This window comes from Nocardia sp. FBN12, from assembly GCF_054031145.1.
The window spans coordinates 1,014,361-1,036,819 of sequence record NZ_CM132926.1; the positions used below are offsets into that span (position 1 = coordinate 1,014,361).

The window sequence follows — 22,459 nt, forward strand, 5'->3', positions numbered from 1 at the left end:
GAAGTTGTTGCCCTGGTCGAGGTAGCCGCGGCAGGGCGCGATGAGCGCGGCCGCGCTGGACGCCGAGCCGCTGCGCCTGCGTTCGCTCGTCTGGCCGGTGTTCGCGCCGATGGCGTTGTACGGCACCGGAACCGGTGCCGCCGCACCCATGTACGCCTTGCGCGCACTGGATCTCGGGGCGTCGGCGGGCACGGCCGGGCTGATCGTGGCGCTCGGTGGGCTCGGGATGGTGCTCGCCGATCTTCCCGCGGGCCGGATCGTCGCCCGGATCGGCGAGCGGGCGGCGATCGGGGTCGGCAGTGTGCTCGGCACGGTCGGGGTGCTCGCGGCGATCTTCGCGCCGAATCTCGGAGTACTCGCGCTTGGCCTGCTGCTCAACGGGGCGGCGGGCGCGGTGTGGGGGTTGGCACGGCAGACGTATCTGGTGTCGGTGGTGGCGCCGGAACAGCGTGGGCGGGCGATGTCGACGCTGGCCGGTGCGCACCGGCTCGGCTTCTTCTGCGGGCCGTTTTTCGGTGCGGCACTGGTGCACGGGCTCGGGCCGGTCGGTGCGCTGTGGTTGCAGTTGGTCACCACGGTGGCGGCGTCGGCGGCGATGGTGGCGATCCGTTCCGGTGACCTCGACGATCCGTCGACGCTGCGGCCACTGCACACGGTGCTGTCCGAAAACCGCAGGGCGCTGAGCACGCTCGGGCTCGCCGCGGTAGCGGTCGGCGCGGCGCGGGCATCGCGCACGGCACTGTTGCCGCTGTGGGCGGCCCATCTCGGTATCGACGCCGCGACCACCAGTCTGCTGTTCGGCCTGGCCGGCGCGGTCGACGTCCTCATGTCGTACCCGGCCGGGGTGTGGTTGGACCGCGCGGGCAGCCGGGTGACCGGCATCGCCTGCGGCATCTGCTTCGCCGCCGGTTACGCGGCCCTGCCCTTCACCCACTCCGCGCTCACCATGGGCGCGGCGACCATGCTGCTCGGCCTGGCCAACGGGCTGAGCAACGGCCTCATCATGACCGTCGGCGCTTTCGCCGCACCGGAGGACCGCCGCGCGGAATTCCTCGGCGCCTGGCGCCTGACCCACGACGTGGGAATGTTCGCAGGTCCGGTCGCTGTCGGCCTGGTGGGCGCCGTCGCGGGCTTGGCCGCCGCCGGGGCCCTGCTCGCTGTCGGCGTCGGCCTCGGCACCGTCGCGATCTACCGCTGGTTCCCCGGGCGAGTGCAGCCACGAATGGTCAGCGATGAATGAGACTCTGGCCCAGAGCGTTTCGGCGCACGACCTGGGCCTGCGGTGATGTAGTGGCCTATCGCCACGCGGGATCGCGGCCGGTGAGACTCAGGATTCGGTCGAGGAGGGGCGCACCGGGCGCGACCGGGATCTCGGGTCCGTAGATACCCATCGCACGGCCTTGGTCGGCGGTGGCCATCACTTCGTTGTGGACGTAGCGCAGCAGGTCATCGTCCCAGTACAGGGTGGTGTCGAGGGCGCGGGCGAGATCCCAGCCGTGCACGGTCAGCTCTCCGACAACCATGCCGCCGACCAAGGACGCGGGCAGCTCCATCGGGCCGCCCATTCGGGTGACGCCCCGGGCCGAAGTGGGTGGTGCGGCGCTACCGGCTGCACGAGGTCACCGAGCGTCTCGCCGACGGAGTGGAGATCGACTGGGCCGCGCTTGCCGCCGCGTTGGGCTATGCCGACCAGGCCCATCTGAGTCGCGACTTCCGCACGATTTTCGGGGAACCGCCGACCCGGTACGCGCAGCGCTACGAGCAGGGGTAACGGCTCGCGCGGGCGGAGGCTGCCGTTTCAGATGGCCGGATGGTGACCGGCACGGGCTGACAGCCGCCCCTACAGTGGAGTTATGTCGTCATTCGATCGGCATCCGTCCACCGTCGCGGACTTCGACGATGCGCGTCGGCGGGAACGGTTGCGCGAAACCCGGCTGGGTCACGCGTGGTGCCGCTGGCGCCGGACGAGGTTGGCGGCGCTGCGCATCGGCGGGGTGCTGCTGGTCGCGATGATCGTGTTCGGGCAGTACTGGGTGCATGATGTGGTTCCCGAGCGCGAGCGGCTGGCGCAGACCACGCCGGAGTTGCTGCCTGCGAATCTGCCTGCGGATTCCCGGGATTGGGATACGGCGGTCGTCGATATGGTCGGGCTCGGGGGAGTCAACGCGGTGCCGACCGCCAAGGCATTGCCCGCGCTGAGTCGGCTGGGGGTGGTGTGGGCCGTGCGCTACGACAACGCGGGTATCGACACCAAGGTCATCGCCGAGATGATCGTGCGGGCCGCCAAGTACGGCAATGTGCGCAATATCGTGCTGGTCGGGCACAGCATGGGCGGGATCATCGCGCTCGAAGTGGCGCGGCACATCCACCTCGGTAGCGATCGGCGCTTGGTGGCCGTTGTGCTGGATTGCACACCGATGGACCTGGATGCGGTGCGACCCGAAAGTCGTAGTCGTGGTGCCGATCTGGTGCGATGGCTGGGCTGGTTGCCGGGTGCCAGAGAGAGCAGGCTGCTGCGCTTCGCGGTCGAGATGTCGGTGCGGCGTGAACGTTTCGCGCAGCGCGACGGGCTGTTCTACGACATCGACTATCGCGCGATGGGCGCGGCGGCGTCGGAGGTGTTGCGCGACAAGATCTTCTCGCGAGATGCGGCCAGTAACGGGTTGATCGAGTCGCAGTTCCTGGCGATCGTCGCGGGCGGCGGCACCGCGGATCTCCGGGCGCTCGGCCGGCCGAATCCGGACAAGCGAAACCCGGCCATCGTGTTCATCCGCCCCCGCGACGCCGCCCGCGACGGCGTGGTGGACGTGGCCTATTCCCACGACGTGCTGATCGAACACGCCGGTGGCGTCGACGGCACACTGTCGGTAGTGCGGCCGGGTCAGATCGAACACGCGAATCCGATTCAGCGACCCGGCGAATACAACGAGGTCATCGAATCGCAGGTGCTGCCGTTCGTGCGCCGCTTCCAGGAAGCCAATCGCCACGATCCGCCCTGATCAACGCACGCGGGTACCGAGAATGGTGCGCACGCCCGCGATGAACAGCTGCAAGCCGAAGTCGAATCGGGCGGTGGGATCGGGGGTTTCGAGCAAGGGCGTGTTGTCCTCGCCGAGCGCGCCGACGGAGTCCATCTGCATGCGCGACTGCTCGTCGACGGTCTGGCCGAGCACGTAGTAGAGCAGGGTGTAGGCCGTGAGATCGGCTTCCTCCCTGGTCATTCCGGCGCGAATGACGATGCCGGCCAGGCGTTCCCGCGCCTTGCTCGTGGTCAGCCGCGAGGCATAGGTAGCCGACACCAGTTCGGCGCCGTCGCGGAAGGCGAGCAGGCAGTCGCGCAGCCGATGCGCCAACTCGGTGAGCTGGGAGGGCCACTCGGTGGCGGTGATCGGCTCGTCCATCGGGGCGAGAATCCGGTCGGCCACCGCGCCCAGCAGGGTCTGCTTGTCCTTGACGTGCCAGTACAGCGCCCCCGGCTGTACCTGCAGCGAGCCCGCGAGGCGGCGCATCGTCAGGTCGGCGAGCCCGTACTGGTCGAGAATCGCGACGGCGGCATCGACCACATCCGTCTTCCGCAGTTGCACGCGCGTCCTTTCGTGGTGAATTTCCGACCCGAGTGTCGTGACTCACTCGTAGCCGCTACCCTATCCTGAACACCGTTCAAGTTGCACGGCCACGCCGGGTGGATCACGCCCACGGCTCGTGCGCATACCCCCGTCGAAGGGACATCACGTCGTGACACAGGCACCCGTCCAGACCGATATTCTGGCCATCGCCCGTGAGCAGGTGCTCGAGCGCGGCGAGGGCCTCACCGAGCAGCAGGCCGTCGAGGTGCTGCGCCTCGGCGACGACCGCCTGGAAGCGCTGCTCGAGCTCGCCCACGACGTGCGGATGAAGTGGTGCGGCCCGGAGGTCGAGGTCGAGGGCATCATCAGCCTCAAGACCGGCGGTTGCCCCGAGGACTGCCACTTCTGCTCGCAGTCGGGCCTGTTCCAGTCGCCGGTGCGCGCGGCCTGGCTCGACATCCCCAGCCTGGTCGAGGCGGCCAAGCAGACCGCCAAGACCGGCGCCACGGAGTTCTGCATCGTCGCCGCCGTGCGCGGGCCCGACGAGCGCCTGATGGCGCAGGTCGCCGCGGGTGTCGAGGCCATTCGCAACGAGGTCGACATCCAGGTCGCCTGCTCGCTCGGCATGCTCAACCAGGAGCAGGTCGACCAGCTCGCCGCCATGGGCGTGCACCGCTACAACCACAATCTCGAGACCGCCAAGTCGCACTTCCCCAAGGTCGTCACCACCCACTCCTACGAGGAGCGCTTCGAGACGCTGCGGATGGTGCGTGAAGCCGGCATGGAGGTGTGCTGCGGCGGCATCCTCGGCATGGGCGAGAGCATCGAGCAGCGCGCGGAGTTCGCCACGCAGCTGGCCGCGCTGAGCCCCGACGAGGTTCCGCTGAACTTCCTCAACCCGCGTCCGGGCACCCCGTTCGGTGACCTCGAGGTACTGCCCGCCGCCGACGCGCTGCGCGCGATCGCCACCTTCCGGCTCGCGATGCCGCGCACCATCCTGCGCTTCGCCGGTGGTCGCGAGATCACCCTCGGCGACCTGGGCGCCAAGCAGGGCATGCTCGGCGGGATCAACGCCGTCATCGTCGGCAACTACCTCACCACCCTCGGCCGTCCCGCCGAGTCCGATCTGGATCTGCTCGGCGAGCTGAGCATGCCGATCAAGGCGTTCAACGAAACACTGTAAATCGCTGTGTACGATCGAGTATCGACCCAGGTCGGCAGGGATGACACGACCGCCGAGTCGCACTTCACGGAGGCGGTAACCGCATTGGATGAGCGCTACAACCCGTTCACGGGTAAGCGGATCGTGCCCGGAATCGACGACGCGATGCCCGCGTCGGCCACGCTCGGTCTCGAACCGCCGCGATTCTGCGAACACTGCGGGCGCCGGATGATCGTGCAGATCAGCCCCGACGGCTGGTGGGCCAAGTGCTCGCGGCACGGTGTCATCGAATCGGCGCGGTTGGAACGCCGGTAGTGCTCGGCCGCGGGGAGCGTCCGGAGGTATTGCGGCGCGAGGTCGTCGGCGTCGGCGTCGTCATGGCCGTGGTGCTGGTGGCGAGTGCGGCGGCCGGCGTGGTCTGGGGTCTGCTGGCGCCGACCGAGCGGTTGCGGGTGACCCAGCCCGGTCGCGCCGCGGTACTCACCGGCGAGAGCATGCACCTGTTCGACGCGGTCGGGATGTTCCTGTGCATCGGCGCGGTGGTCGCGGTGTTGAGCGCGGTCGGTGCCTGGCGGGTGCGGGTCGCGCGGGGACCCGCGCTGGTGCTCGGCGTGCTGCTCGCCTCCGGGCTCGGCGCGGTGCTGATGATGTGGATCGGCGAAGGGGTTGCGGGCGTGCGTCATCCGCGCCCCGACGACCCGGCGATCGGTCAGATCGTCGCGCTGCCCGCGGAAGTCGGCACCGATCTCGCCCTGCTGGTGCAACCGTTTCTCGCTGCCCTGGTGCTGTTGTTCCTCGCCGCGTTGCACCCGGCCGCCGATCTCAATACCGGCGCCGCCGGGCTGCTCGGTGACTTGCGCCCAGCCGACTTCGCCGACGACGCCGACGAATACCGGCTGCCGTACGGCGCCGAACAGTATCGGCCGAGCGGCGATTTCGATCCGAGTTCGCAACCCCGCGGCTGAGTGCCCATAGCGCGATACCATTTTCGCATAACAGCAGGTAGGTACTTGCTTGCGATGCGAGAGGAACGGTCGTGGGATTCATCGGTGGTGGTCCGGTCGTCGAGGAACTCGACGCGAGATTCTGGCGGCTCACCGAACCGCTGACCTATCAGGGCGCGGTCGAAACCTTCACCGTCCCCAGCGGATTCCGCACCGACTTCGCGTCGGTGCCGCGCGCGCTGGTGTGGCTGATTCCCCGCTACGGCGCCTACACCCGGGCCGCGATCCTGCACGACTATCTGTGCCGCACAGGCGAAGTCGGGCCCGCCGACGCGGACGGGATATTCCGGCGCAGCCTGCACGAGGCCGGGGTATCGGTGCCGCGGCGCTGGATGATGTGGGCGGCGGTGCGCCTCGGCAGCAGGTTGCGTGGGGCTCGCGCGGTCGATGTGCTCGGCTGGTTGCTGATCGCGGTGCCCTCGGTGGTCTTCCTCGCGGTGCCTGTTGTGGTGGTGACTGCCGCGCTGCTGGTCTTCTGGGTGGTCGAACTGGGTTTCTGGGCGACCGGACGGATCGCCCGCCGCACCGCGGCGCCACCACCGAAGCCGCAGATGAAGACCGCCTGAGCGCGGATCTCACCCGGAACGGGGGAGGTGGCGGCGTTTTCGCGTGGCTAGCGTTCGGCGCATGTCCGAGCCGAGCACCGACGCCGCAGCACCGCCCGCCGAGTGGTCGATTCCCCGCGGCCTGATCGTGTTGCTGTCGCTGGCCGCCGCCGTCGTCACCATCGCCGGGTTGAAAGCGTTCTCCGGGATCGTCGGGCCGGTCTTCCTCGCGCTCATGCTCACCGTCGCGGTGGAGCCGTTGCAGAGCTGGGCACAGCGGCGCGGATGGCCCGCGTGGGCGGGGATGGCGGTGGCGCTCGCCGCGGTGGTGGCGATCATCGTCGGCATCGGTGGTGCGCTCGCGCTGTCGGCGGTGCAGTTGGCCTCACTGCTGCCGGAATACGCGGACAAGCTGAACTCGCTGCTCGACAACGCGCGGGGGTGGCTGTCGGACCTGGGCGTCAGCACCGAGCAGATCCACAGTGTCCTCGATGGCGTGGACGTCGGTAAGGCGGTGGGCGCCATCGAGATGCTGCTCGGTGGGGTTCTCGGGGTGTTCTCGAATCTGTTCTTCGTGCTGGCGCTGCTGCTGTTCATGGCCGTCGACGGCATGACGATGGCCAAGCGGATGGAGTTCGTGGCGCGGGAGCGGCCCGCCATCGCGAACGCGCTGACCTCCTTCGCCACCGGGACCCGCAAGTACCTGATCGTGTCGACGGTCTTCGGCGCGATCGTCGCGGTGATCGACGGCGGCGCGCTGTGGTTGATGGGTGTGCCGTTGCCGATTCTGTGGGGGCTGCTGTCGTTCATCACCAACTACATCCCCAACATCGGGTTCGTCATCGGCGTCATCCCGCCCGCGCTGCTCGCGCTACTCGACAGCGGTCCGGTGCTGATGATCTGGGTGATCGTGATCTATTCGGTGATCAACTTCGTGATCCAGTCGATCATCCAGCCCAAATTCGTCGGTGATGCCGTGGGACTCGGGGTGACCATCACGTTCTTGTCGCTGGTGTTCTGGGCGTGGGTGATCGGTGCGCTGGGGGCGCTGCTGGCGATTCCGCTGACCTTGCTGGTGAAGGCGCTGCTGCTCGACATCGATCCGACGACGCGATGGGCGGATGTCTTGATCGGCGCGCCGATCGACAAAAAGACTGCGCCGCAGCAGAAGTCGGGCAAGGCTGCCGCGACCGCGGTGGACAAGGAATAGACCTCGGCGTGGATCGGTTCACCGGAAAACCAGTGGAATGTGGTCGTACCAGCTCCTTATCCTGGCGACATCGAAGTTTCGGGGGAGGACCTGACCATGAAGACCGCAGCCGAGCAGGCCGCTGAACAGCCCGCCGAGCGACCCGATCTGGTCGCCTGGCGCCGCCGCCACGCCCTGCGCAGCTCGTCCGCCGCCACCGCGGTGCCGAGTGGGCGCGCCTACCGGCGCTCGCCCAAGCACCGCGACCGCCGCCACGAATCCTGAACGGGCCGGACTATTCCGGTTCCGTCCGGGTCAGCACCACCAGCGGCAACGGCTTGTCGACCTTGGCCTGATATTCGGCCAGCAACGAATTCTCCGCCAGTGCCCACGCCGCGAACTCGTCGTATCGCTCGCCCGTCAGTACGTCGGCTTTCGCCGCGAACTCTTCCCCACCCAACTCGATCGTCACCCGGGGATCAGCCTTGGCGTTGTGATACCAGGCCGGGTACTTGTCCTCCATGAACGAGCTCACGTACATCACGTCGCCGCGATACAACGCACCCAGCGGAACTACGTGCGGCTTACCGCTTTTGGCGCCGGTCGTCGTCAGCAGCAGCAACGTGGCGCCCGCATAGTCGCCCCCGACTCTTCCCTCGTTCTCGCGGAACTCCGTGATGACCCCGTCGTTCCAGCCTGCCATCTCCTCCTCGGAGAACTCCTTGTTCCATGGCGCGTCAGGGTCGTCGTAGGAGGTGGTTTCTTTCGCGTCCGCTCGGTTGTTGTCCATGCCTGCAGTGTGACACCGCCCACCGACAACTTTCGGTCCTCCGCCGCGGTCCGCACGGTGATGCGGTAGCCGAGAGGCATCCCGCTGGGTCCGGTCAGGTCGGGGGGCGTAGGGCCGCGAACTCGTCGGTGACGCGGAGGCCGGAGTCGGTGAAGCGATAGAGGGCCGCGGGCCGGCCGCCTGCTCGGCCGGAGGGCGCGGTGGCACCGGTGGGGGTTATGACCTTGCGGCGGGTGAGGACTCGTTGGAGGTTGGTGGTATCCACGTCGTAGCCGAGTGCGGCGCAATAGATTTCGCGCAGGGTCGACATGGTGAAGGTGTCGGGAGCGAGCGCGTAGGCGATGTTGGTGTAGGAGAGTTTGGCGGCAAGGCGGGTGCGGGCGTGGTCGACGACGGTGCGGTGGTCGAAGGACATGTCGGGCAGGTTCGAGACCGGGTGCCAGGTGGTGTCGGAGGGGAGTTTGGGTTCGGTGGTGAGGGGGACCAGGCCGAGGTAGGCCGAGGCGATGCGGCGCGGGGCCGGGACGCGCTCGGGATTGCTGAACACCGACAACTGCTCGAGGTGGTGCAGGTCGCGCACGTCGACCTTCTCGGCGAGCTGGCGCCGCGCGGAGGTGTCGAGGTCCTCGTCGTCGCGCAGGCGGCCGCCGGGTAGCGACCACGTGCCCTTCTGCGGATCGAGCGCGCGTTCCCACAGCAGGACCGCCAACTCCGGGTACTTGGCGCCTCTACCTGCGGAAATGCTCGAGGGGAAGCGGCGAACCTGGAACACCGCGGTGAGCGATTCGTGGATGGTGTTACTATGGGGCACGTTTTCGATTGTAAGTCGAAAACCTGGTTTGGTGCGAATCGCGGCGATGGAGCCGCTCGCACGATGAAGGGAGCCACCATGGCGACGACGACTGCACAGCGGACGCTGATGGATTCGGTCTTCGACGGACCCACGGGCTACGCGGGTGTCGAGGCGACGCCGGAATGGGCGCAGGAGGTGCGCCGGCTGGCGCGCGAACGCAATGCGACCATCCTCGCGCACAACTACCAGCTGCCCGAGATCCAGGACGTGGCCGACCACGTCGGCGACTCGCTGGCCCTGTCGCGCATCGCGGCCGAGGCCGAAGAGGGCACCATCGTGTTCTGCGGCGTGCACTTCATGGCCGAGACCGCCAAGATCCTCAGCCCGGCCAAGACCGTACTCATCCCGGACCAGCGCGCGGGCTGCTCGCTGGCCGACTCGATCTCCGCCGAGGAACTGCGCGCCTGGAAGGCCGAGCACCCCGGCGCGATGGTGGTGTCGTATGTGAACACCACCGCCGAGGTGAAGGCACTCACCGACATCTGCTGCACCTCCTCCAACGCCGTCGACGTGGTCGACTCGATCGACCCCGACCGCGAAGTGCTGTTCCTGCCCGATCAGTTCCTCGGCGCGCACGTCAAGCGGGAGACCGGGCGCGAGAACATGCACATCTGGGCGGGCGAGTGCCACGTGCACGCCGGCATCAACGGCGACGAGCTCACCGAGCAGGCCCGCACGCACCCCGATGCCGAGCTGTTCGTGCACCCGGAGTGCGGTTGCGCCACCTCGGCGCTGTACCTGGCCGGCGAGGGCGCGTTCCCGGCCGAGCGGGTGCACATCCTGTCGACCGGCGGGATGATCGACGCGGCGAAGGCATCGCACTCCAACCAGGTGCTGGTGGCGACCGAGATCGGCATGCTGCACCAGCTGCGCAAGGCGGCGCCCGGGATCGACTTCCAGGCCGTCAACGATCGCGCGTCCTGCAAGTACATGAAGATGATCACCCCGGCCGCGCTGCTGCGCTGCTTGGTCGAGGGCGCCGACGAGGTGCACGTCGACCTGGCGATGGCCGAGGCTGGGCGCGCTTCCGTGCAGCGGATGATCGCGATCGGCAACTCCGGTGGTGGAGAGTGACCGGCACCGTTCGGCCGAGACGGTAGGCGACCATGGTGGTTTCCTGGGAGGCCGAGGTCGACCTGGTGGTCATCGGCGGTGGCGTCGCGGGTCTCACCGCGGCGCGCACGGCCTCGTTGCGTGGCCTGCGGGTGCTCATCCTCAGCAAAGGTGGCCCGACCGATACGTCGACGCAGTACGCGCAGGGTGGCATCGCTGTCGTTGCGCCACTGGGCGATTCGGTCGATTCGCATGTGCATGACACGGTCGAGGCCGGGGCGGGCTTGTGCGAGGTCGACGCGGTGCGCTCGATCGTCGAGGGCGGGCAGGCCGCGGTCGCCGCGCTGACCGACCTCGGTGCGGTGTTCGACCTCGGACGCGACGGGCAGATCTCGCGCACCCGCGAGGGTGGGCACAGCACGCGACGCATCATTCACGCCGGTGGGGACGCTACCGGCGCCGAGGTGCAACGTGCGCTGAACGCGGCGGGGCTGCCGGTGCTGTTCGGTGCCGCCGCGCTGCGTGTGGTGACCGGGCCCGACGGGGTGCAGGGCGTTATCGCGGTGTCGGACAACGGTTTCGGCGTCGTCCATTCGCCCTCGGTGCTGCTGGCCACCGGTGGGCTCGGGCAGCTCTACGCGCTGAGCACCAATCCGCCCGGGGCGACCGCGGACGGTGTGGCGCTGGCCTTGTGGGCCGGGGCGGCGGTGGCCGATCTCGAATTCGTGCAGTTCCATCCGACGGTGCTCTACACGCCGGGCGGGGTGGGCAGGCGGCCGTTGATCAGCGAGGCGGTCCGCGGCGAAGGAGCGATACTCGTTGACTCCCAAGGGAACTCGGTGACTGCTGGGCACCCACGAGGTGACTTGGCACCTCGGGATGTGGTGTCGCGGGCGATCGCTGAGCGGATGCGGGCACTCGGGACCGACCACGTCTTCCTCGACGCACGCGCTGTCGAGGGGTTCGCGCAGCGGTTCCCGACCATCACCGCCTCGTGTCTGGCGGCGGGGATCGACCCTGCGGCGCAATTGATTCCGGTCGCACCCGCCGCGCACTATCAGTGCGGTGGAGTTCTCACCGATACCCACGGACGGACCGGTGTGCCGGGGCTGTTCGCGGCGGGTGAGGTCGCCAGAACGGGGCTGCACGGCGCCAATCGGTTGGCCTCCAACAGCTTGCTCGAAGGGCTGGTGGTCGGTGAGCGGGCAGGCGCGGCGGCGGTGGAGCGGGTCGGTGTTCGCGCGCGGGTCGACGAGATCGCGTCGTGGACACTGGAATTCGCCGATCGTTCGGTGGTCCAACAGGCGATGACCGAGCATGCCTCGGTCGTGCGCGACGGTGCCGGACTCGCCGAGGCGCTGGGACGCATCGAGGCCGCGATGTCGGCGGTGCCGCTGCTCGACCTCGGTGCGGAATCGGCGCAGTATCTGCGGCGCATCGAAGACGCGGCGCTCACCTTGACCGCGCGGGCGCTGCTGCACGCGGCGGCCCGCCGGACCGAGAGTCGCGGGTGCCATACGCGTTCAGAGTATCCGGAGTCGGTCGATCGGCAACGGCACAGTACCGCGATTCGTGAGACGCACAGTGGTCTCGAGCTGTCCACCATGGCAGTGGATTCCGAGCCGGTGGGGACGCGGTGAGAGTCGTCGCGTCACCATGCTGTTTGTTCAGGTAATACCGGCGGAGCGAGAGTCTCCCGCCCGATCGACGCGGCAACCAGTCGCCCGAGAACAGGAGTGCAGTGATGGCACTGGATGCCACCCTCGACCGTGATGAGCTGCTGACGCTGATCCGTACCGCCCTCGACGAGGACCTGCGCTACGGCCCCGACGTCACCACGGTCGCCACCGTGCCCGCGGACGCGGTGAGCAAGGCCTCGGTGGTCTCGCGCCAGCACGGCACTGTCGCGGGCCTGGACGTCGGACTGCTCGTGCTCGACGAGGTCCTCGGCGCGGGTACTTACGAGATCACCGCCCGGGTGGCCGACGGCACCCGCGTGGAGCCGGGCACTTCGGTGCTGAGCATCGTCGCCCCCACCCGCGGCCTGCTCACCGCCGAACGGACCATGCTCAACCTGGTCTGCCACCTGTCCGGCATCGCCACCGCCACCGCCGCCTGGGTCGACGAGGTCGACGGCACCGGATGCGAGATCCGTGACAGCCGCAAAACACTGCCCGGCCTGCGTGCCCTGCAGAAGTACGCGGTCCGCGTCGGCGGCGGCGTCAACCACCGCATGGGTCTGGGCGATGCCGCGCTGATCAAGGACAATCACGTGGTGGCGGCGGGCTCGGTCGTCAACGCCTTGCGCGCGGTCCGCGAACTGGCACCGGAGATCGCCTGCGAGGTCGAGGTCGACAGCCTCGAACAACTCGACGCCGTCCTGGCCGAAAACGTCGAACTGGTCCTGCTCGACAACTTCCCCCTCTGGCAGACCCAGGCCGCCGTCCAGCGCCGCGACGCGACGGCGCCGGACACCAAACTTGAGTCCTCCGGCGGACTTTCGCTCGAACAAGCCGCCGAATACGCGGGCACCGGCGTCGACTACCTCGCCATCGGCGCTCTCACCCACTCGGTCCGCGTGCTCGACCTCGGGCTCGATATGTGAGCGAGCCGCTCAGGCGTGGTCCGTCACGGTTCGACGGTGACCTTGATGGCCTCGCCCTTTTCGACGACGGTGAACGCCTCGAGTGCGTCGGCGAGGGGGATGCGGTGCGTGATCAGGTCGTGGACCGGGACTCGGCCGGTGGCGATGTAGTCCAAGGCCCGCCGATTGTGTTCGGGGGCAGAGCCGTTGGCGCCGTGTATGTGGAGTTGGCGGTAGTGGATGACGTTGGAGTCGCAGGTGATGGTGGGGTCGGTTTTCGGTAGACCGCCGAAGAAGGAGATGCGGCCGTTGCGTGCGGCCATCGCGATGGCCTGCTCCTGGGTGATGTTCGCGGCGGTCGCGGTGATCACCACATCCGCGCCGCGGCCGCCGGTCAGCTCCATGACGCGATCGACGACGTCGGTCTGCGACGCGTCGATGACCTCGTCGGGCGCAACCGCCTTCGCCGACAACGCCAGCCGCACGGCATTGACATCGACGAGATAGACCGGCCCGCACTGGTGCACGCCGCGCGCGATCCGGATGTGCAGGCAGCCGATCGGGCCCGCGCCGAAAACGACTACTGTGTCGCCGGATTCGATGCCGAGCAGTTCCTGGGCGTTGATCGCGCAGGCCAGCGGCTCGGCCGCCGATGCCTCCGCGAAGCCGACATTCTCGGGAATCCGGTTCAGGCCGTCGACGCGCAATACCTCTCGCGGCACGATCACGTACTCGGCGAAACCGCCGTCGTACTGGTAGCCGACCGAAGTCTGGTTGCGGCACACCGCCATCCAGCCCTTGCGGCACTCGTGGCAGTCACCGCAGGGCACCGCCGCGATGACCTGCGCGCGGTCACCGACCTGCCATGACGCGCCGTACAGCTCGGCCACCCGCGCACCCACTTCCACGACCTCCCCCGCGATCTCGTGGCCGAGAGTGCGTGGGGGCGTGAGGTTTTGGTGGCCGTTGTACCGGATCTTGACATCGGTGCCGCAGGTGGAGCAGTTGCGCACCCTGAGCTTGACCTCGTCCGGGCCGCACTGGGGTTCGTCGATGTCCTCGAGGCGGATGTCCTCGGGTGCGTAATAGCGCAGGGCCTTCATGTGAGCCGTCTTCCTTTCGCCGTCTCCGGCCGGGTGTGGGCTGTGTCTCCGCGCCTACGGTAGCGACCATTCGGGCATAAATCCACTGCAATGGCTGCCCAGTTATGCCCGAATGCTTGTCAAGATGACCGAATGTGCGCTCTACTGAGTGGGTCAATGTGGCCAGGGTCACATCTGTTCGAGCCGTTCGAGGAAAATACGATGTCTGTCTCACCACCGGAATCACGCACCGCACTGCGCGTCCACGTGCAGCGGGTCGGGACGTTCCTGTCCAGCATGGTCATGCCGAATATCGGCGCCTTCATAGCCTGGGGCCTGCTCACGGCCCTGTTCATCGAAAAGGGCTGGATCACTTCGCTCACCGGCGCCTGGGGCGAGGACAGCTGGGTGGCCCGCATCGGCGGATGGGGTGATTACGACGGTGGGGGCATCGTCAGCGCCATGATCACCTACCTGCTGCCGGTCCTGATCGGTGCGCAGGGCGGGCGGCTCATCTACGGCGCGCGCGGCGCGGTGGTCGGCGCGATCGCCACCATGGGCGTGATCGCCGGTGCGCAAGTGCCGATGTTCCTCGGCGCGATGATCGTCGGCCCACTCGGTGGCTGGGTGATCAAGCGGCTGGACGCGGTGTGGGAGAACAAGATCCGTCCCGGCTTCGAGATGCTGGTGAACAACTTCTCGGCCGGGATCGCCGGTGCGGTGCTGGCGGTGTCGGGCTTCTTCGGGATCGGGCCGCTGGTCACCGGATTCAGCAGGGCGGCAAGCAATATCGTCGACCTGCTCGTCGAGAACAACCTGTTGCCGTTCACCTCGGTGTTCATCGAGCCGGCCAAGGTGCTGTTCCTGAACAACGCGATCAACCACGGCATCCTGACCCCGCTCGGCACCAATCAGGCGAGCGAGACCGGCAAGTCGGTGCTGTTCCTGCTCGAGGCGAATCCCGGCCCTGGCCTCGGATTGCTGATGGCCTTCGCGGTGTTCGGGCGGGGCGCGGCGAAAGCGTCGGCGTCGGGCGCCGCGGTGATCCACTTCCTCGGCGGCATCCACGAGATCTACTTTCCGTATGTGCTCACCAAGCCGCGGCTGATCGTGGCGGTCATCACGGGCGGCATGGCGGGGGTGCTGATCAATGTCGTGTTCGGTTCCGGTCTGCGCGCGCCTGCCGCACCGGGTTCGATCCTGGCGGTGTACGCCCAGACCGCAGGCGACAGCTATCTGGGTGTCACGCTGTCGGTGCTCGGCGCGACGATCGTGACGTTTCTGATCGCGGCCGTGCTGCTGCGGACCGACCGGACCGGCGCCGAGCCCGACCTGGCGGACGCGACCGCCACCATGGAAGCGATGAAGGGCAAGCGCTCGATCGCCTCGACGCTGCTGGGGGCGAATGATCCCGCCCCGGCACGGATCTCGACCATCGTCTTCGCCTGCGATGCCGGCATGGGCTCCTCGGCGATGGGTGCCTCGGTGCTGCGCAAGCGGATTCGGGAGGCGGGATTCGCCGACGTGAGCGTGGTCAATCGCGCGATCGCGAGCCTCGGTGACGATTACGACCTGGTGGTCACGCACGCTGACCTGGCCGAACGGGCGCGGACTCGCACGCCCTCGGCGCTGCACGTGTCCGTGACCGACTTCATGAACAGTCCCACCTATGGCGAGATCGTCGGAATGCTGTCCCGTGCAGAAGGTTCCGAGACAGCTCCCGACCTGCTCGCGTCCGATTCGATCGTGCTCGCGGGCCTGGCTCGAGGCCGTGCCGAGGCCATCGATGAGGTAGGTGCGCTGCTGGTGGCCGCCGGCGCGGTCGAGCAGGACTATGTGGCGGCGATGCACGAGCGAGAGCGCACGGTGTCCACCTTCATGGGCAACGGGCTGGCCATACCGCACGGGACCAACGCGGCCAAGAACGCCATCCGGCATAGCGCGATCGCGGTGGTGCGGTACCAGGAAGCGATCGACTGGAACGGGAATCGGGTGGATTTCGTCGTCGGCATCGCGGGTGCCGGGGACGACCATCTGGCGGTGCTGTCGCGGATCGCCACGGTCTTCGCCGACGCCGAGCAGGTGCGGCGGCTGCGGTCGGCGGCGACACGCGAGGAGATCGCGGCCGCACTCGGTGACGTGCAAGCGCACGCCGATATCGCAGAATAGCGTGGTGGATTCGGAATCGAGGCAGTCGCAGATCGTGGAGTACGCCCGCGCACGAGGGCGGGTGGATGTCCTCGGCCTGGCCGACGAACTCGGGGTCGCGGCGGAGACCATCCGCCGCGACCTGCGCACCCTCGCCGAACGTCGGCTGCTGCGCCGGGTGCACGGTGGCGCCATCCCGATGGAGAGCGCGGTCTTCGAATCGAGTCTGGAATACCGCAGCCGGGTCGATCTGGCGCAGAAGCATCGGATCGCCGGGGCCGCCGCCGAGCAGTTGCACGGTGCCGAAACCGTATATCTCGACGAGGGATTCACGCCGCGGTTGATCGCGGAGAAGCTGGCGGACCGGGAACTGACCGTGGTCACCGCCTCGCTGCTGGCCGCTGAAGTGCTGGCCGACAGTCCCGGGATCACGGTGCTGCTGCTCGGTGGGCGGATGCGCGGGCGCACCCTGGCGACCGTCGACCACTGGGCGCTGCGCATGCTGGGCGAGCTCAGCATCGACCTCGCCTATCTCGGCACCAACGGGATCTCGGTGGAGAACGGCCTGACCACCCCCGATCCCGCGGTGGCCGCCGTGAAAGGGGAGGCGGTTCGGCGTTCGGCCCGGCGGATCCTGGTGGCGGCTGACAGCAAGTTCGGGGTGACGAGCTTCTGCCGGTTCGCCGAGGTCTGCGACTTCGAATCGTTGATCACCGGCGCCGAGTTGGGGATCGCGCAAGCGCGGCGATACGAGGCGCTCGGGCCGACGGTGATCCGCGTCTGAGGATCAGCCGGTGAGTTCGCGTTGCAACGGGGTGCGGAAGCGGGGGATGGCCCGGACGTCACCGAACCAGGTTGTGGTGCGGTCGATTTCGGCGTCGATGAGCTTTTCGGTATCGGTGCCGACGTCTTCGAGGAGGCGGATCACTACTTCACCGTCGGGGCGTTGGGCCCAGCCGCCGACGATGCGGCCGTCGGCCCAGATGGAGGGGCCGATGTTGCCGTTGGTGTCGAAGAGGGCGGGGGCGTGGGGGCCGAGGAACCACTCCCGGGATTGCCAGCCCATGGGGGTGGGGTCGAGGGCGGGGAGCAGGGCTGCCCAGGGTTCGGGGGTGGCGACCGGGTCGAGGTCGTCGGCGAGGAGTATCCCGGGGGTTCCGTCGAGGTCCACGTCGACGGTGTCGAGTTCCGCCAAGGCCTTTCGGACGTCGCCCAGCGTCCAGCCGGTCCACCATTTCAGGTCGGTGATCGGAGCCGGGCCGAAGGTGTGCAGCCACTGACGCACCAGCTCGACGCGGGCTTCCGTGGCGGGCATCGGTGAAAACCCTTGGGGCAGCCAGGTTTCCACCGGCGCCCAGGTGTATTGGCTGCTGGTCCAGCTGCCGTTCGGGCGGCCGCGCACGATCCGTCCCTCGGCGCCGAGCACCACGAGCACCCACGTGGTGATGCTCGTCGGTTTCGAATAGGACTTCCCAGGAGCGGTGTCGATCTGCGTGCGCAGGCGCGGCACGTCTTTGCTCAGCTGGACGCCGGTGGCCGCTCCCCGGGTGAGCAACGCCGCGTGGGTCTCGGCTTCGACCTCGGCCAGCCACGCCGAAATGTCACCGTCGACCGCACCCGCCAGTTCGATATAGCGACCGTAGGTACGACGCTGCTTGTGGGCCAGCGCATCACAGGTGGACGCCTGCAGAATAGGCAGCAGTTCGGTCGGCGCGACGAACATCGTGCGACGCATAGCGAGCATCCGAATCAGCGCACGGTCGTCGTAGAGCGCCTTCTCCACCTCGGCCGGGGTGAGGTCGATGCCACGAGCCCCGACGGACAGGAACACCGTCGCGGGATCGGTAGCGTGCAGAACCACCATCGAACGCGCGATGTCCACAGGGTCGGTCGAACGGGCCGACGGCGCGAGCCGATGCCGAGTCGCCAGCCGGGCGCGACGCTGCGCGGTATCGATCGAAAGCATGACCGGATGGTATGCGGGGGCACCGACAACCGCGCGCACCGACGGCCCGGGCGAAGCCTTTGTGCTGGACGGCGGGTATCAGGGTGCCAGGGGCGGATGAGGTCGAGAAGGCTGCCGAATGCCACCGTGCGTAGTGTCCATTTTGTGCAGACTGCGTGGTTCTCGGTTTCGCTCCCCGGCGTGAATCTCGTTGCTATCGTCCGCTCATGAACGCAGCGCCACCGGTTGTTACTGCGGCTGAGCTGGGGGTGGACGATGAGGAGCGGCCCGCGCGGGTGCTCTCCGGATTCCCCCATCGGCTGGTCGGTGTCGTCGCGCTCGGGCTCGCGCTGTTGTCGGTGTGGCAGGTGTTTCGGCCGTTGGCGCAGGGGAGTCAGTACTACCTGGTCATCTTTCTGGCCGTCGCGCTACCGCTGGTCTATTTGAGTTATCGGTCGTGGTGGGGGCGGCTCGATCGAGCTGATGGGCCGTCGGTGCTGGACTGGGTGTTGGCCGGAATCACTGTGGTGGTGTGTCTGTATCCGGTGCTGCCGATCCGGATCGGGGACGCGGGTGGGGGATACGACGCGTTCCTCGATCGCCAGGGGATGCTGGCGCCACTCGATGTGGTGATGGGCGGGCTGCTGCTCGTGCTCGTGCTCGAGGCGTGCAGGCGCACCACCGGGGTGATCTTGCCGGTGGTGTGTCTGGTGTTCCTCGGGTACGGGTATTACGGCGGGCTGCTGCCCCAGGATTGGTCGATCGCGCACGCGGGGCTCGACATCGATCAGATCGTCGACGCGCTCTACAACTCCGGCAGCGGCTTCTACGGCACACCGTTGGACGTGGCCGCCAGCTACATCGTGCTGTTCACGCTGTACGGGGCGGTGCTCGAATTCTCCGGTGCCGCACGGTTCTTCGTCGATCTGTCGGTGTCGTTGTTCCGTCGCTCGCACAGCGCGGCGGGACGTACAGCGGTGGCTTCGGGTTTCTTGCTCGGGACCGTCTCGGGGTCGGGGACCGCGACCGCGGTGAGCACCGGCGCGGTGACCTGGCCGATTCTGCGCAAAGCCGGTTACCGGCCCGAACAGGCCGGTGGGATGCTCGCGGCGGCGGGCGTCGGTGCGATTCTGTCGCCGCCGACGCTGGGTGTGGCGGCGTTCATCGTCGCGGAGTATCTCGATGTGTCGTATGTGACGGTGCTCGGGTGGGCGCTGATCCCGACGCTGCTGTACTACCTCGGCATCCTGCTCTCGGTCGAGATCGACGCGCGCCGCATCCACGCGGACGGGCGCGCGCCGGCGGATCTGGCGGACGGGCCGCTGCCGACGCCGTGGTGGAAGCTGCTGGGACGCTTCGGATATCACTTCTCGTCGTTGATCGTGATCGTCGTGCTGCTGCTGGTCGGCGTGAGTGCGACGCGCGCCGTCGTCTACGCCACCGTCCTGGCGCTGCTCCTGGCCATCCCGGATCGGATGCTGCGCAGGTCCGCCGCGGCAGACACCGCGCCGACGACTGCCGCGCCCGTGGGCACAGCGACCCCCGCCGCCGAGGCGGACGCGCCGGGCAGGTATCGCTGGACGCGAAAGACCGTGACGCAGTTCGCCTTCGAGGCATTGCGTGCCCTCTCGGTCGGTATGCGCTCGGCTCTGCCCGTGGTGGCGGTGTGTGCGGCGGCAGGCGTGATCACCGCGATGACCACCAAGACGGGGCTCGGTGCCCAACTGGCCGCGCTGCTGGTCAAGGCCGGCTCGGCGCTGTCGGATGATCCCGCCGTCGTCCTGGCGACCACCGCTGTGCTGGCGGCGATCGCGTTGTCGCTGCTCGGCCTCGCGGTGCCGGTCACGGCGTCGTTCGTCATCGGCTGGGTGATCATCGGGCCCGCACTGCTCGACCTGCACGTCGCCGCGCCCGCCGCCGCGATGTTCGTCTTCTACTTCTCGGTGCTCTCGGAAGTGACACCGCCGACCGCCCTCGCCGCCGTCGGGGCGGCGGCGGTGACCGGCGCGAAAGCGATGCCGACCATGTGGCACGCCCTGCGATACGCGCTGCCTGCCTTCCTGGTGCCACTGATGTTCGTGCTCACCGACTCCGGGCAGCACCTGCTCGGACGCGGTGCGGCGCTCGACGTGCTGTGGGTCACCGCGGCCGCCTGCGTCGGAGTCGCGGCGCTGGCGGCGGCGACCGGCGGTTGGCTGTTCGGGATCGGTGCCATCGGTCCGATTCCGCGCGGACTGGCCGCCGCGGCAGGCCTGACATTGCTGTACCCGAATCCGCTCGCCACCGGAATCGGGCTCGGGTTGCTGGTCGTCGCCGTGGTGGCGGGGCTCGTCGACCGGGTACGGAAAACGTCCACGGGCACACCGTGATCGACAGAAATCGGCAGGCGGCGTCGCCGTCGACGAGAGGGGACCTGATGGTCAAAAGTATTGTCGCCGTGGTCGCGGTCACCGCCGCTGTCACACTGCTCACCGGTTGTGGTGGCCGCCAGGACACCCCGACGGCCGACGGGGGCGGCGAGGTCACCTGTGAAGTGAAGCAGGACACCAGGATCGGCATCGCCACCGGCAACGCGACCGGCGTGTACTTCGCGCTGGGCAACGCCTACGCCGAGCAGATCTCGACCGCCACCGGTGGCACCGTGAAAGCCACGGCGGCCGAAACCGGCGCCTCGGTGCAGAACATCCAGCAGGTGGTCGGCGGCACCTATCAGGTCGGCTTCTCGCTCGCCGACTCCGCGGCCGACGCGGTCGCGGGCAAGGGCAGCTTCACCACCGCGCAGCCGATCCGCGCGCTGGCCCGGCTCTACGACAACTACACCCAGGTCATCGTGCGCACCGACGCGGGCATCAACTCACTGGCCGACCTGCGCGGCAAAAGGGTCTCCACCGGCTCGCCCAAATCGGGCACCGAGGTGATCGCCCAGCGCGTGCTGCAGGCCGCGGGCCTCAACCCCGACACCGATGTCGCCGCCCAGCGCCTCGACCTGACCAAGACCGTCGACGGGCTCAAGGATGGCTCCATCGACGCCATGTTCTGGTCCGGTGGCCTGCCGACGCCCGGCATCACGGACCTGTTCACCACCGCCAAGGACAAGGTCCGCTTTCTCGACATCACCGGGGTGCTGCCGAAGCTGAAGGAGATCAACCCAGTCTACGAGACGGGCACGATCCCGGCCGCCACCTACGGTCTGCCCGCTGACGCGCCGACCATCGTGGTGCCCAACCTGCTCGTCGTGCGCGAGGACCTCGACGCGAACCTGGCCTGCGTGCTCACCAAGACGCTGCTGGATCGCAAACCTCAACTGGAACAGGCGAATCCGGCCGCCAAGGGGATCAACGCCGATACCGCGAGCAAGACGGCGCCGGTGCAGTTGCATCGCGGGTCGGAGGCCGCACTGCGCTGACGACCGGGACAGCTCGGCCGTGGGCAGTCGCGGTGCGCGATGGGGACGCGCGCCGAGATGCTGGACCCCGGCCGCGGGGTGGCGGACAATCGCGCCATGAAGCGGGTCGGGGTCCTCGTCGCGGTGTCCGCGTTGCTCACGATGTTGTCCGTGGTCGGACCGGTCGTGCGGGCACAACCGACGTGCACGCCGGGCGTCGACCTGCGGCCGGTGGCGATCACGGTCGACGGCGAGCGGGCGACCGGCCGCGTGTACGAGCCGTATCGCTGTGTGCCAGGCGATATCCCGGCGACGAAACTGGTGGTGGCGGTGCACGGGCACGGTGGTTCGTCGGCCGATTTCGCCCCGTACATGACCGCGCTCGCGCGCACGGGTGGGTCGCCGATCCTGCTGATGGATCTGCGCAGCGCCGACGGGCCGTGGCGCACCGGCGACTGGAATCTGTGGGCGGGCTGGCACGACCTGGTGGCGGCGACCCAGTGGTATCGCGGCGAGCATCCCGATATCGCGTCCACCGTGCTGTGGGGCTGGAGTCAGGGCGGCATCACCAGCGGGCTCGCGGTGGCACACGGGCCGCCCGGCCTGTTCGACTACTGGGTCGACAACTATGGTCCCGCCGATGATTTCACCATGTGGGCGGCCAGTGGATCGGTGAATCCCGCACTCCCGCGCCAGATCGAACGTGACGCGGGCGGCTGCACGCCGGTGATCTGCCCGCTCGCCTATGTCGACCGTTCGCCCGCGCTGCTCGCCGACCGGCTGAGCATGCGCAGGGCCTTCCTGATCCACGGCACCGCCGACGCCATCGTGCCCTTCGCGACCAGCGTGGAACTGCGGGCGGCGCTCACCGCGGCGGGCAAACCGTTCTCCTTCTACACCGTGGTCAGCGGGCGCGACCTCACCGGCGCGATCGTTCCCGGTGACCACTCCGTCGGGCCCGCGCTGTTCGAGGGTGGGTGTGTGGTGCTGCGGCTGCTCGCGGGGACCGAGCCGCTCGCGCCGCAGGTCAGCGACTATATTGTCGATGTCGAGAACGGGCTGGTCACCGCCCCCGCGGCGCCCGTAGGCGCGAAGTGCGCGGCCTGAGCCGCCCGGGAACAACGTTCGTCGAAGTGCGGTTGTGCGAGAAGAC

23 protein-coding genes are annotated in these 22,459 nt (G+C 68.4%); 17 read left to right on the forward strand and 6 right to left on the reverse strand.

The annotated features are described in order from the left end of the window. Positions 1-40 precede the first annotated feature (40 nt). Positions 41-1,240 (forward strand): MFS transporter, encoded by a 1,200-nt coding sequence (locus tag ACWZHB_RS05060; RefSeq protein WP_427906756.1) that lies wholly within the window; start codon positions 41-43, stop codon positions 1,238-1,240. Positions 1,241-1,295: 55 nt separating this feature from the next. Here the strand turns inward: ACWZHB_RS05060 and ACWZHB_RS05065 are convergent, their stop codons facing one another. Then, positions 1,296-1,553 (reverse strand): DinB family protein, encoded by a 258-nt coding sequence (locus tag ACWZHB_RS05065; RefSeq protein ID WP_427906757.1) that lies wholly within the window; start codon positions 1,551-1,553, stop codon positions 1,296-1,298. Between the two features lie 41 nt (positions 1,554-1,594). On the opposite strand from ACWZHB_RS05065, the gene ACWZHB_RS05070 reads away from it, so the two are divergent. Beyond that, complete coding sequence (locus tag ACWZHB_RS05070; RefSeq protein ID WP_427906758.1) at positions 1,595-1,771, forward strand: helix-turn-helix domain-containing protein; 177 nt, start codon at positions 1,595-1,597, stop codon at positions 1,769-1,771. An 82-nt stretch (positions 1,772-1,853) separates the two neighbouring features. Beyond that, positions 1,854-2,999: an alpha/beta fold hydrolase gene (locus ACWZHB_RS05075; protein WP_427906759.1), complete on the forward strand. Its 1,146-nt coding sequence runs from the start codon at positions 1,854-1,856 to the stop codon at positions 2,997-2,999. Here the strand turns inward: ACWZHB_RS05075 and ACWZHB_RS05080 are convergent, their stop codons facing one another. Further along, the gene (locus tag ACWZHB_RS05080) at positions 3,000-3,584 is read right to left on the reverse strand and encodes a TetR/AcrR family transcriptional regulator C-terminal domain-containing protein (protein WP_427906760.1); all 585 of its coding nucleotides are present in this window, start codon (positions 3,582-3,584) and stop codon (positions 3,000-3,002) included. Positions 3,585-3,735: 151 nt separating this feature from the next. On the opposite strand from ACWZHB_RS05080, the gene bioB reads away from it, so the two are divergent. The 6 genes from bioB to ACWZHB_RS05110 all read left to right on the forward strand — a co-directional run bounded on the left by bioB (position 3,736) and on the right by ACWZHB_RS05110 (position 7,751). Next, positions 3,736-4,749, forward strand: coding sequence for a biotin synthase BioB (bioB, locus tag ACWZHB_RS05085; RefSeq protein WP_266287331.1), 1,014 nt, complete (start codon positions 3,736-3,738; stop codon positions 4,747-4,749). 84 nt (positions 4,750-4,833) lie between these two features. Then, complete coding sequence (gene bsaP / locus ACWZHB_RS05090) at positions 4,834-5,043, forward strand: biotin synthase auxiliary protein BsaP (protein WP_427909087.1); 210 nt, start codon at positions 4,834-4,836, stop codon at positions 5,041-5,043. Beyond that, positions 5,043-5,693, forward strand: coding sequence for a DUF2567 domain-containing protein (locus ACWZHB_RS05095; protein ID WP_427906761.1), 651 nt, complete (start codon positions 5,043-5,045; stop codon positions 5,691-5,693). The genes bsaP and ACWZHB_RS05095 overlap by 1 nt, the downstream gene beginning before the upstream one ends. Positions 5,694-5,764: 71 nt before the next feature. Beyond that, entirely contained in the window at positions 5,765-6,298 is a 534-nt protein-coding gene (locus ACWZHB_RS05100) for a DUF1353 domain-containing protein (protein ID WP_427906762.1), read from the forward strand. Positions 6,299-6,359: 61 nt separating this feature from the next. After that, a complete protein-coding gene (locus ACWZHB_RS05105; protein WP_427906763.1) occupies positions 6,360-7,487 on the forward strand; it encodes an AI-2E family transporter in 1,128 nt (375 codons plus the stop codon). Positions 7,488-7,583: 96 nt separating this feature from the next. Next, positions 7,584-7,751 (forward strand): hypothetical protein, encoded by a 168-nt coding sequence (locus ACWZHB_RS05110; protein WP_427906764.1) that lies wholly within the window; start codon positions 7,584-7,586, stop codon positions 7,749-7,751. 10 nt (positions 7,752-7,761) lie between these two features. Here the strand turns inward: ACWZHB_RS05110 and ACWZHB_RS05115 are convergent, their stop codons facing one another. Together ACWZHB_RS05115 and ACWZHB_RS05120 are read right to left on the reverse strand one after the other, a co-directional pair. Then, positions 7,762-8,256 carry a nitroreductase/quinone reductase family protein gene (locus ACWZHB_RS05115; RefSeq protein WP_427906765.1) on the reverse strand — a complete coding sequence of 165 codons (495 nt, stop codon included), beginning with the start codon at positions 8,254-8,256 and terminating at the stop codon, positions 7,762-7,764. A gap of 94 nt (positions 8,257-8,350) precedes the next feature. Further along, positions 8,351-9,067, reverse strand: a complete 717-nt coding sequence (locus ACWZHB_RS05120) for an NUDIX hydrolase (protein ID WP_427906766.1) — start codon at positions 9,065-9,067, stop codon at positions 8,351-8,353. A 78-nt stretch (positions 9,068-9,145) separates the two neighbouring features. Between ACWZHB_RS05120 and nadA the strand changes: the two genes are divergently transcribed. From nadA to nadC, 3 genes are all read left to right on the forward strand, one after another. Next, a complete protein-coding gene (nadA, locus tag ACWZHB_RS05125; protein ID WP_427906767.1) occupies positions 9,146-10,183 on the forward strand; it encodes a quinolinate synthase NadA in 1,038 nt (345 codons plus the stop codon). A 32-nt stretch (positions 10,184-10,215) separates the two neighbouring features. Further along, positions 10,216-11,802 (forward strand): L-aspartate oxidase, encoded by a 1,587-nt coding sequence (locus ACWZHB_RS05130; protein ID WP_427906768.1) that lies wholly within the window; start codon positions 10,216-10,218, stop codon positions 11,800-11,802. Positions 11,803-11,906: 104 nt separating this feature from the next. After that, complete coding sequence (gene nadC / locus ACWZHB_RS05135; RefSeq protein WP_427906769.1) at positions 11,907-12,767, forward strand: carboxylating nicotinate-nucleotide diphosphorylase; 861 nt, start codon at positions 11,907-11,909, stop codon at positions 12,765-12,767. Positions 12,768-12,790: 23 nt separating this feature from the next. Here nadC and ACWZHB_RS05140 read toward each other — a convergent pair whose 3' ends face one another. Next, positions 12,791-13,849: a zinc-dependent dehydrogenase gene (locus ACWZHB_RS05140; RefSeq protein ID WP_427906770.1), complete on the reverse strand. Its 1,059-nt coding sequence runs from the start codon at positions 13,847-13,849 to the stop codon at positions 12,791-12,793. A 201-nt stretch (positions 13,850-14,050) separates the two neighbouring features. Here ACWZHB_RS05140 and ACWZHB_RS05145 point away from each other — a divergent pair, with 201 nt between their 5' ends. Together ACWZHB_RS05145 and ACWZHB_RS05150 are read left to right on the forward strand one after the other, a co-directional pair. Further along, positions 14,051-15,997, forward strand: a complete 1,947-nt coding sequence (locus ACWZHB_RS05145; RefSeq protein ID WP_427906771.1) for a PTS mannitol transporter subunit IICBA — start codon at positions 14,051-14,053, stop codon at positions 15,995-15,997. Between the two features lie 4 nt (positions 15,998-16,001). Next, positions 16,002-16,760, forward strand: a complete 759-nt coding sequence (locus tag ACWZHB_RS05150; protein ID WP_427906772.1) for a DeoR/GlpR family DNA-binding transcription regulator — start codon at positions 16,002-16,004, stop codon at positions 16,758-16,760. A gap of 3 nt (positions 16,761-16,763) precedes the next feature. On the opposite strand, the gene ACWZHB_RS05155 is transcribed toward ACWZHB_RS05150, so the two are convergent. Beyond that, positions 16,764-17,942, reverse strand: a complete 1,179-nt coding sequence (locus tag ACWZHB_RS05155) for a winged helix DNA-binding domain-containing protein (RefSeq protein WP_427906773.1) — start codon at positions 17,940-17,942, stop codon at positions 16,764-16,766. Positions 17,943-18,148: 206 nt separating this feature from the next. On the opposite strand from ACWZHB_RS05155, the gene ACWZHB_RS05160 reads away from it, so the two are divergent. Genes ACWZHB_RS05160 through ACWZHB_RS05170 form a run of 3 tightly spaced genes read left to right on the forward strand, consistent with a single transcriptional unit; the run spans position 18,149 to position 22,413 of the window. Then, positions 18,149-20,290 carry a TRAP transporter permease gene (locus tag ACWZHB_RS05160; RefSeq protein WP_427906774.1) on the forward strand — a complete coding sequence of 714 codons (2,142 nt, stop codon included), beginning with the start codon at positions 18,149-18,151 and terminating at the stop codon, positions 20,288-20,290. A 47-nt stretch (positions 20,291-20,337) separates the two neighbouring features. Then, on the forward strand, positions 20,338-21,327 hold the full coding sequence (locus ACWZHB_RS05165; protein WP_427906775.1) for a TAXI family TRAP transporter solute-binding subunit: 990 nt from the start codon (positions 20,338-20,340) through the stop codon (positions 21,325-21,327). 39 nt (positions 21,328-21,366) lie between these two features. Next, complete coding sequence (locus ACWZHB_RS05170; RefSeq protein ID WP_427906776.1) at positions 21,367-22,413, forward strand: alpha/beta hydrolase family protein; 1,047 nt, start codon at positions 21,367-21,369, stop codon at positions 22,411-22,413. The last annotated feature ends 46 nt before the right edge of the window (positions 22,414-22,459 follow it).

Coding starts and splice junctions, on each gene's coding strand:
- ACWZHB_RS05060 (WP_427906756.1), top strand. CDS start 41: ATGAGCGCGGCCGCGCTGGACGCCGAGCCGCTGCGCCTGCGTTCGCTC.
- ACWZHB_RS05065 (WP_427906757.1), bottom strand. CDS start 1,553: ATGGAGCTGCCCGCGTCCTTGGTCGGCGGCATGGTTGTCGGAGAGCTG.
- ACWZHB_RS05075 (WP_427906759.1), top strand. CDS start 1,854: ATGTCGTCATTCGATCGGCATCCGTCCACCGTCGCGGACTTCGACGAT.
- ACWZHB_RS05105 (WP_427906763.1), top strand. CDS start 6,360: ATGTCCGAGCCGAGCACCGACGCCGCAGCACCGCCCGCCGAGTGGTCG.
- ACWZHB_RS05110 (WP_427906764.1), top strand. CDS start 7,584: ATGAAGACCGCAGCCGAGCAGGCCGCTGAACAGCCCGCCGAGCGACCC.
- ACWZHB_RS05115 (WP_427906765.1), bottom strand. CDS start 8,256: ATGGACAACAACCGAGCGGACGCGAAAGAAACCACCTCCTACGACGAC.
- nadA (WP_427906767.1), top strand. CDS start 9,146: ATGGCGACGACGACTGCACAGCGGACGCTGATGGATTCGGTCTTCGAC.
- ACWZHB_RS05130 (WP_427906768.1), top strand. CDS start 10,216: ATGGTGGTTTCCTGGGAGGCCGAGGTCGACCTGGTGGTCATCGGCGGT.
- nadC (WP_427906769.1), top strand. CDS start 11,907: ATGGCACTGGATGCCACCCTCGACCGTGATGAGCTGCTGACGCTGATC.
- ACWZHB_RS05140 (WP_427906770.1), bottom strand. CDS start 13,849: ATGAAGGCCCTGCGCTATTACGCACCCGAGGACATCCGCCTCGAGGAC.
- ACWZHB_RS05145 (WP_427906771.1), top strand. CDS start 14,051: ATGTCTGTCTCACCACCGGAATCACGCACCGCACTGCGCGTCCACGTG.
- ACWZHB_RS05155 (WP_427906773.1), bottom strand. CDS start 17,942: ATGCTTTCGATCGATACCGCGCAGCGTCGCGCCCGGCTGGCGACTCGG.
- ACWZHB_RS05160 (WP_427906774.1), top strand. CDS start 18,149: ATGAACGCAGCGCCACCGGTTGTTACTGCGGCTGAGCTGGGGGTGGAC.
- ACWZHB_RS05165 (WP_427906775.1), top strand. CDS start 20,338: ATGGTCAAAAGTATTGTCGCCGTGGTCGCGGTCACCGCCGCTGTCACA.
- ACWZHB_RS05170 (WP_427906776.1), top strand. CDS start 21,367: ATGGGGACGCGCGCCGAGATGCTGGACCCCGGCCGCGGGGTGGCGGAC.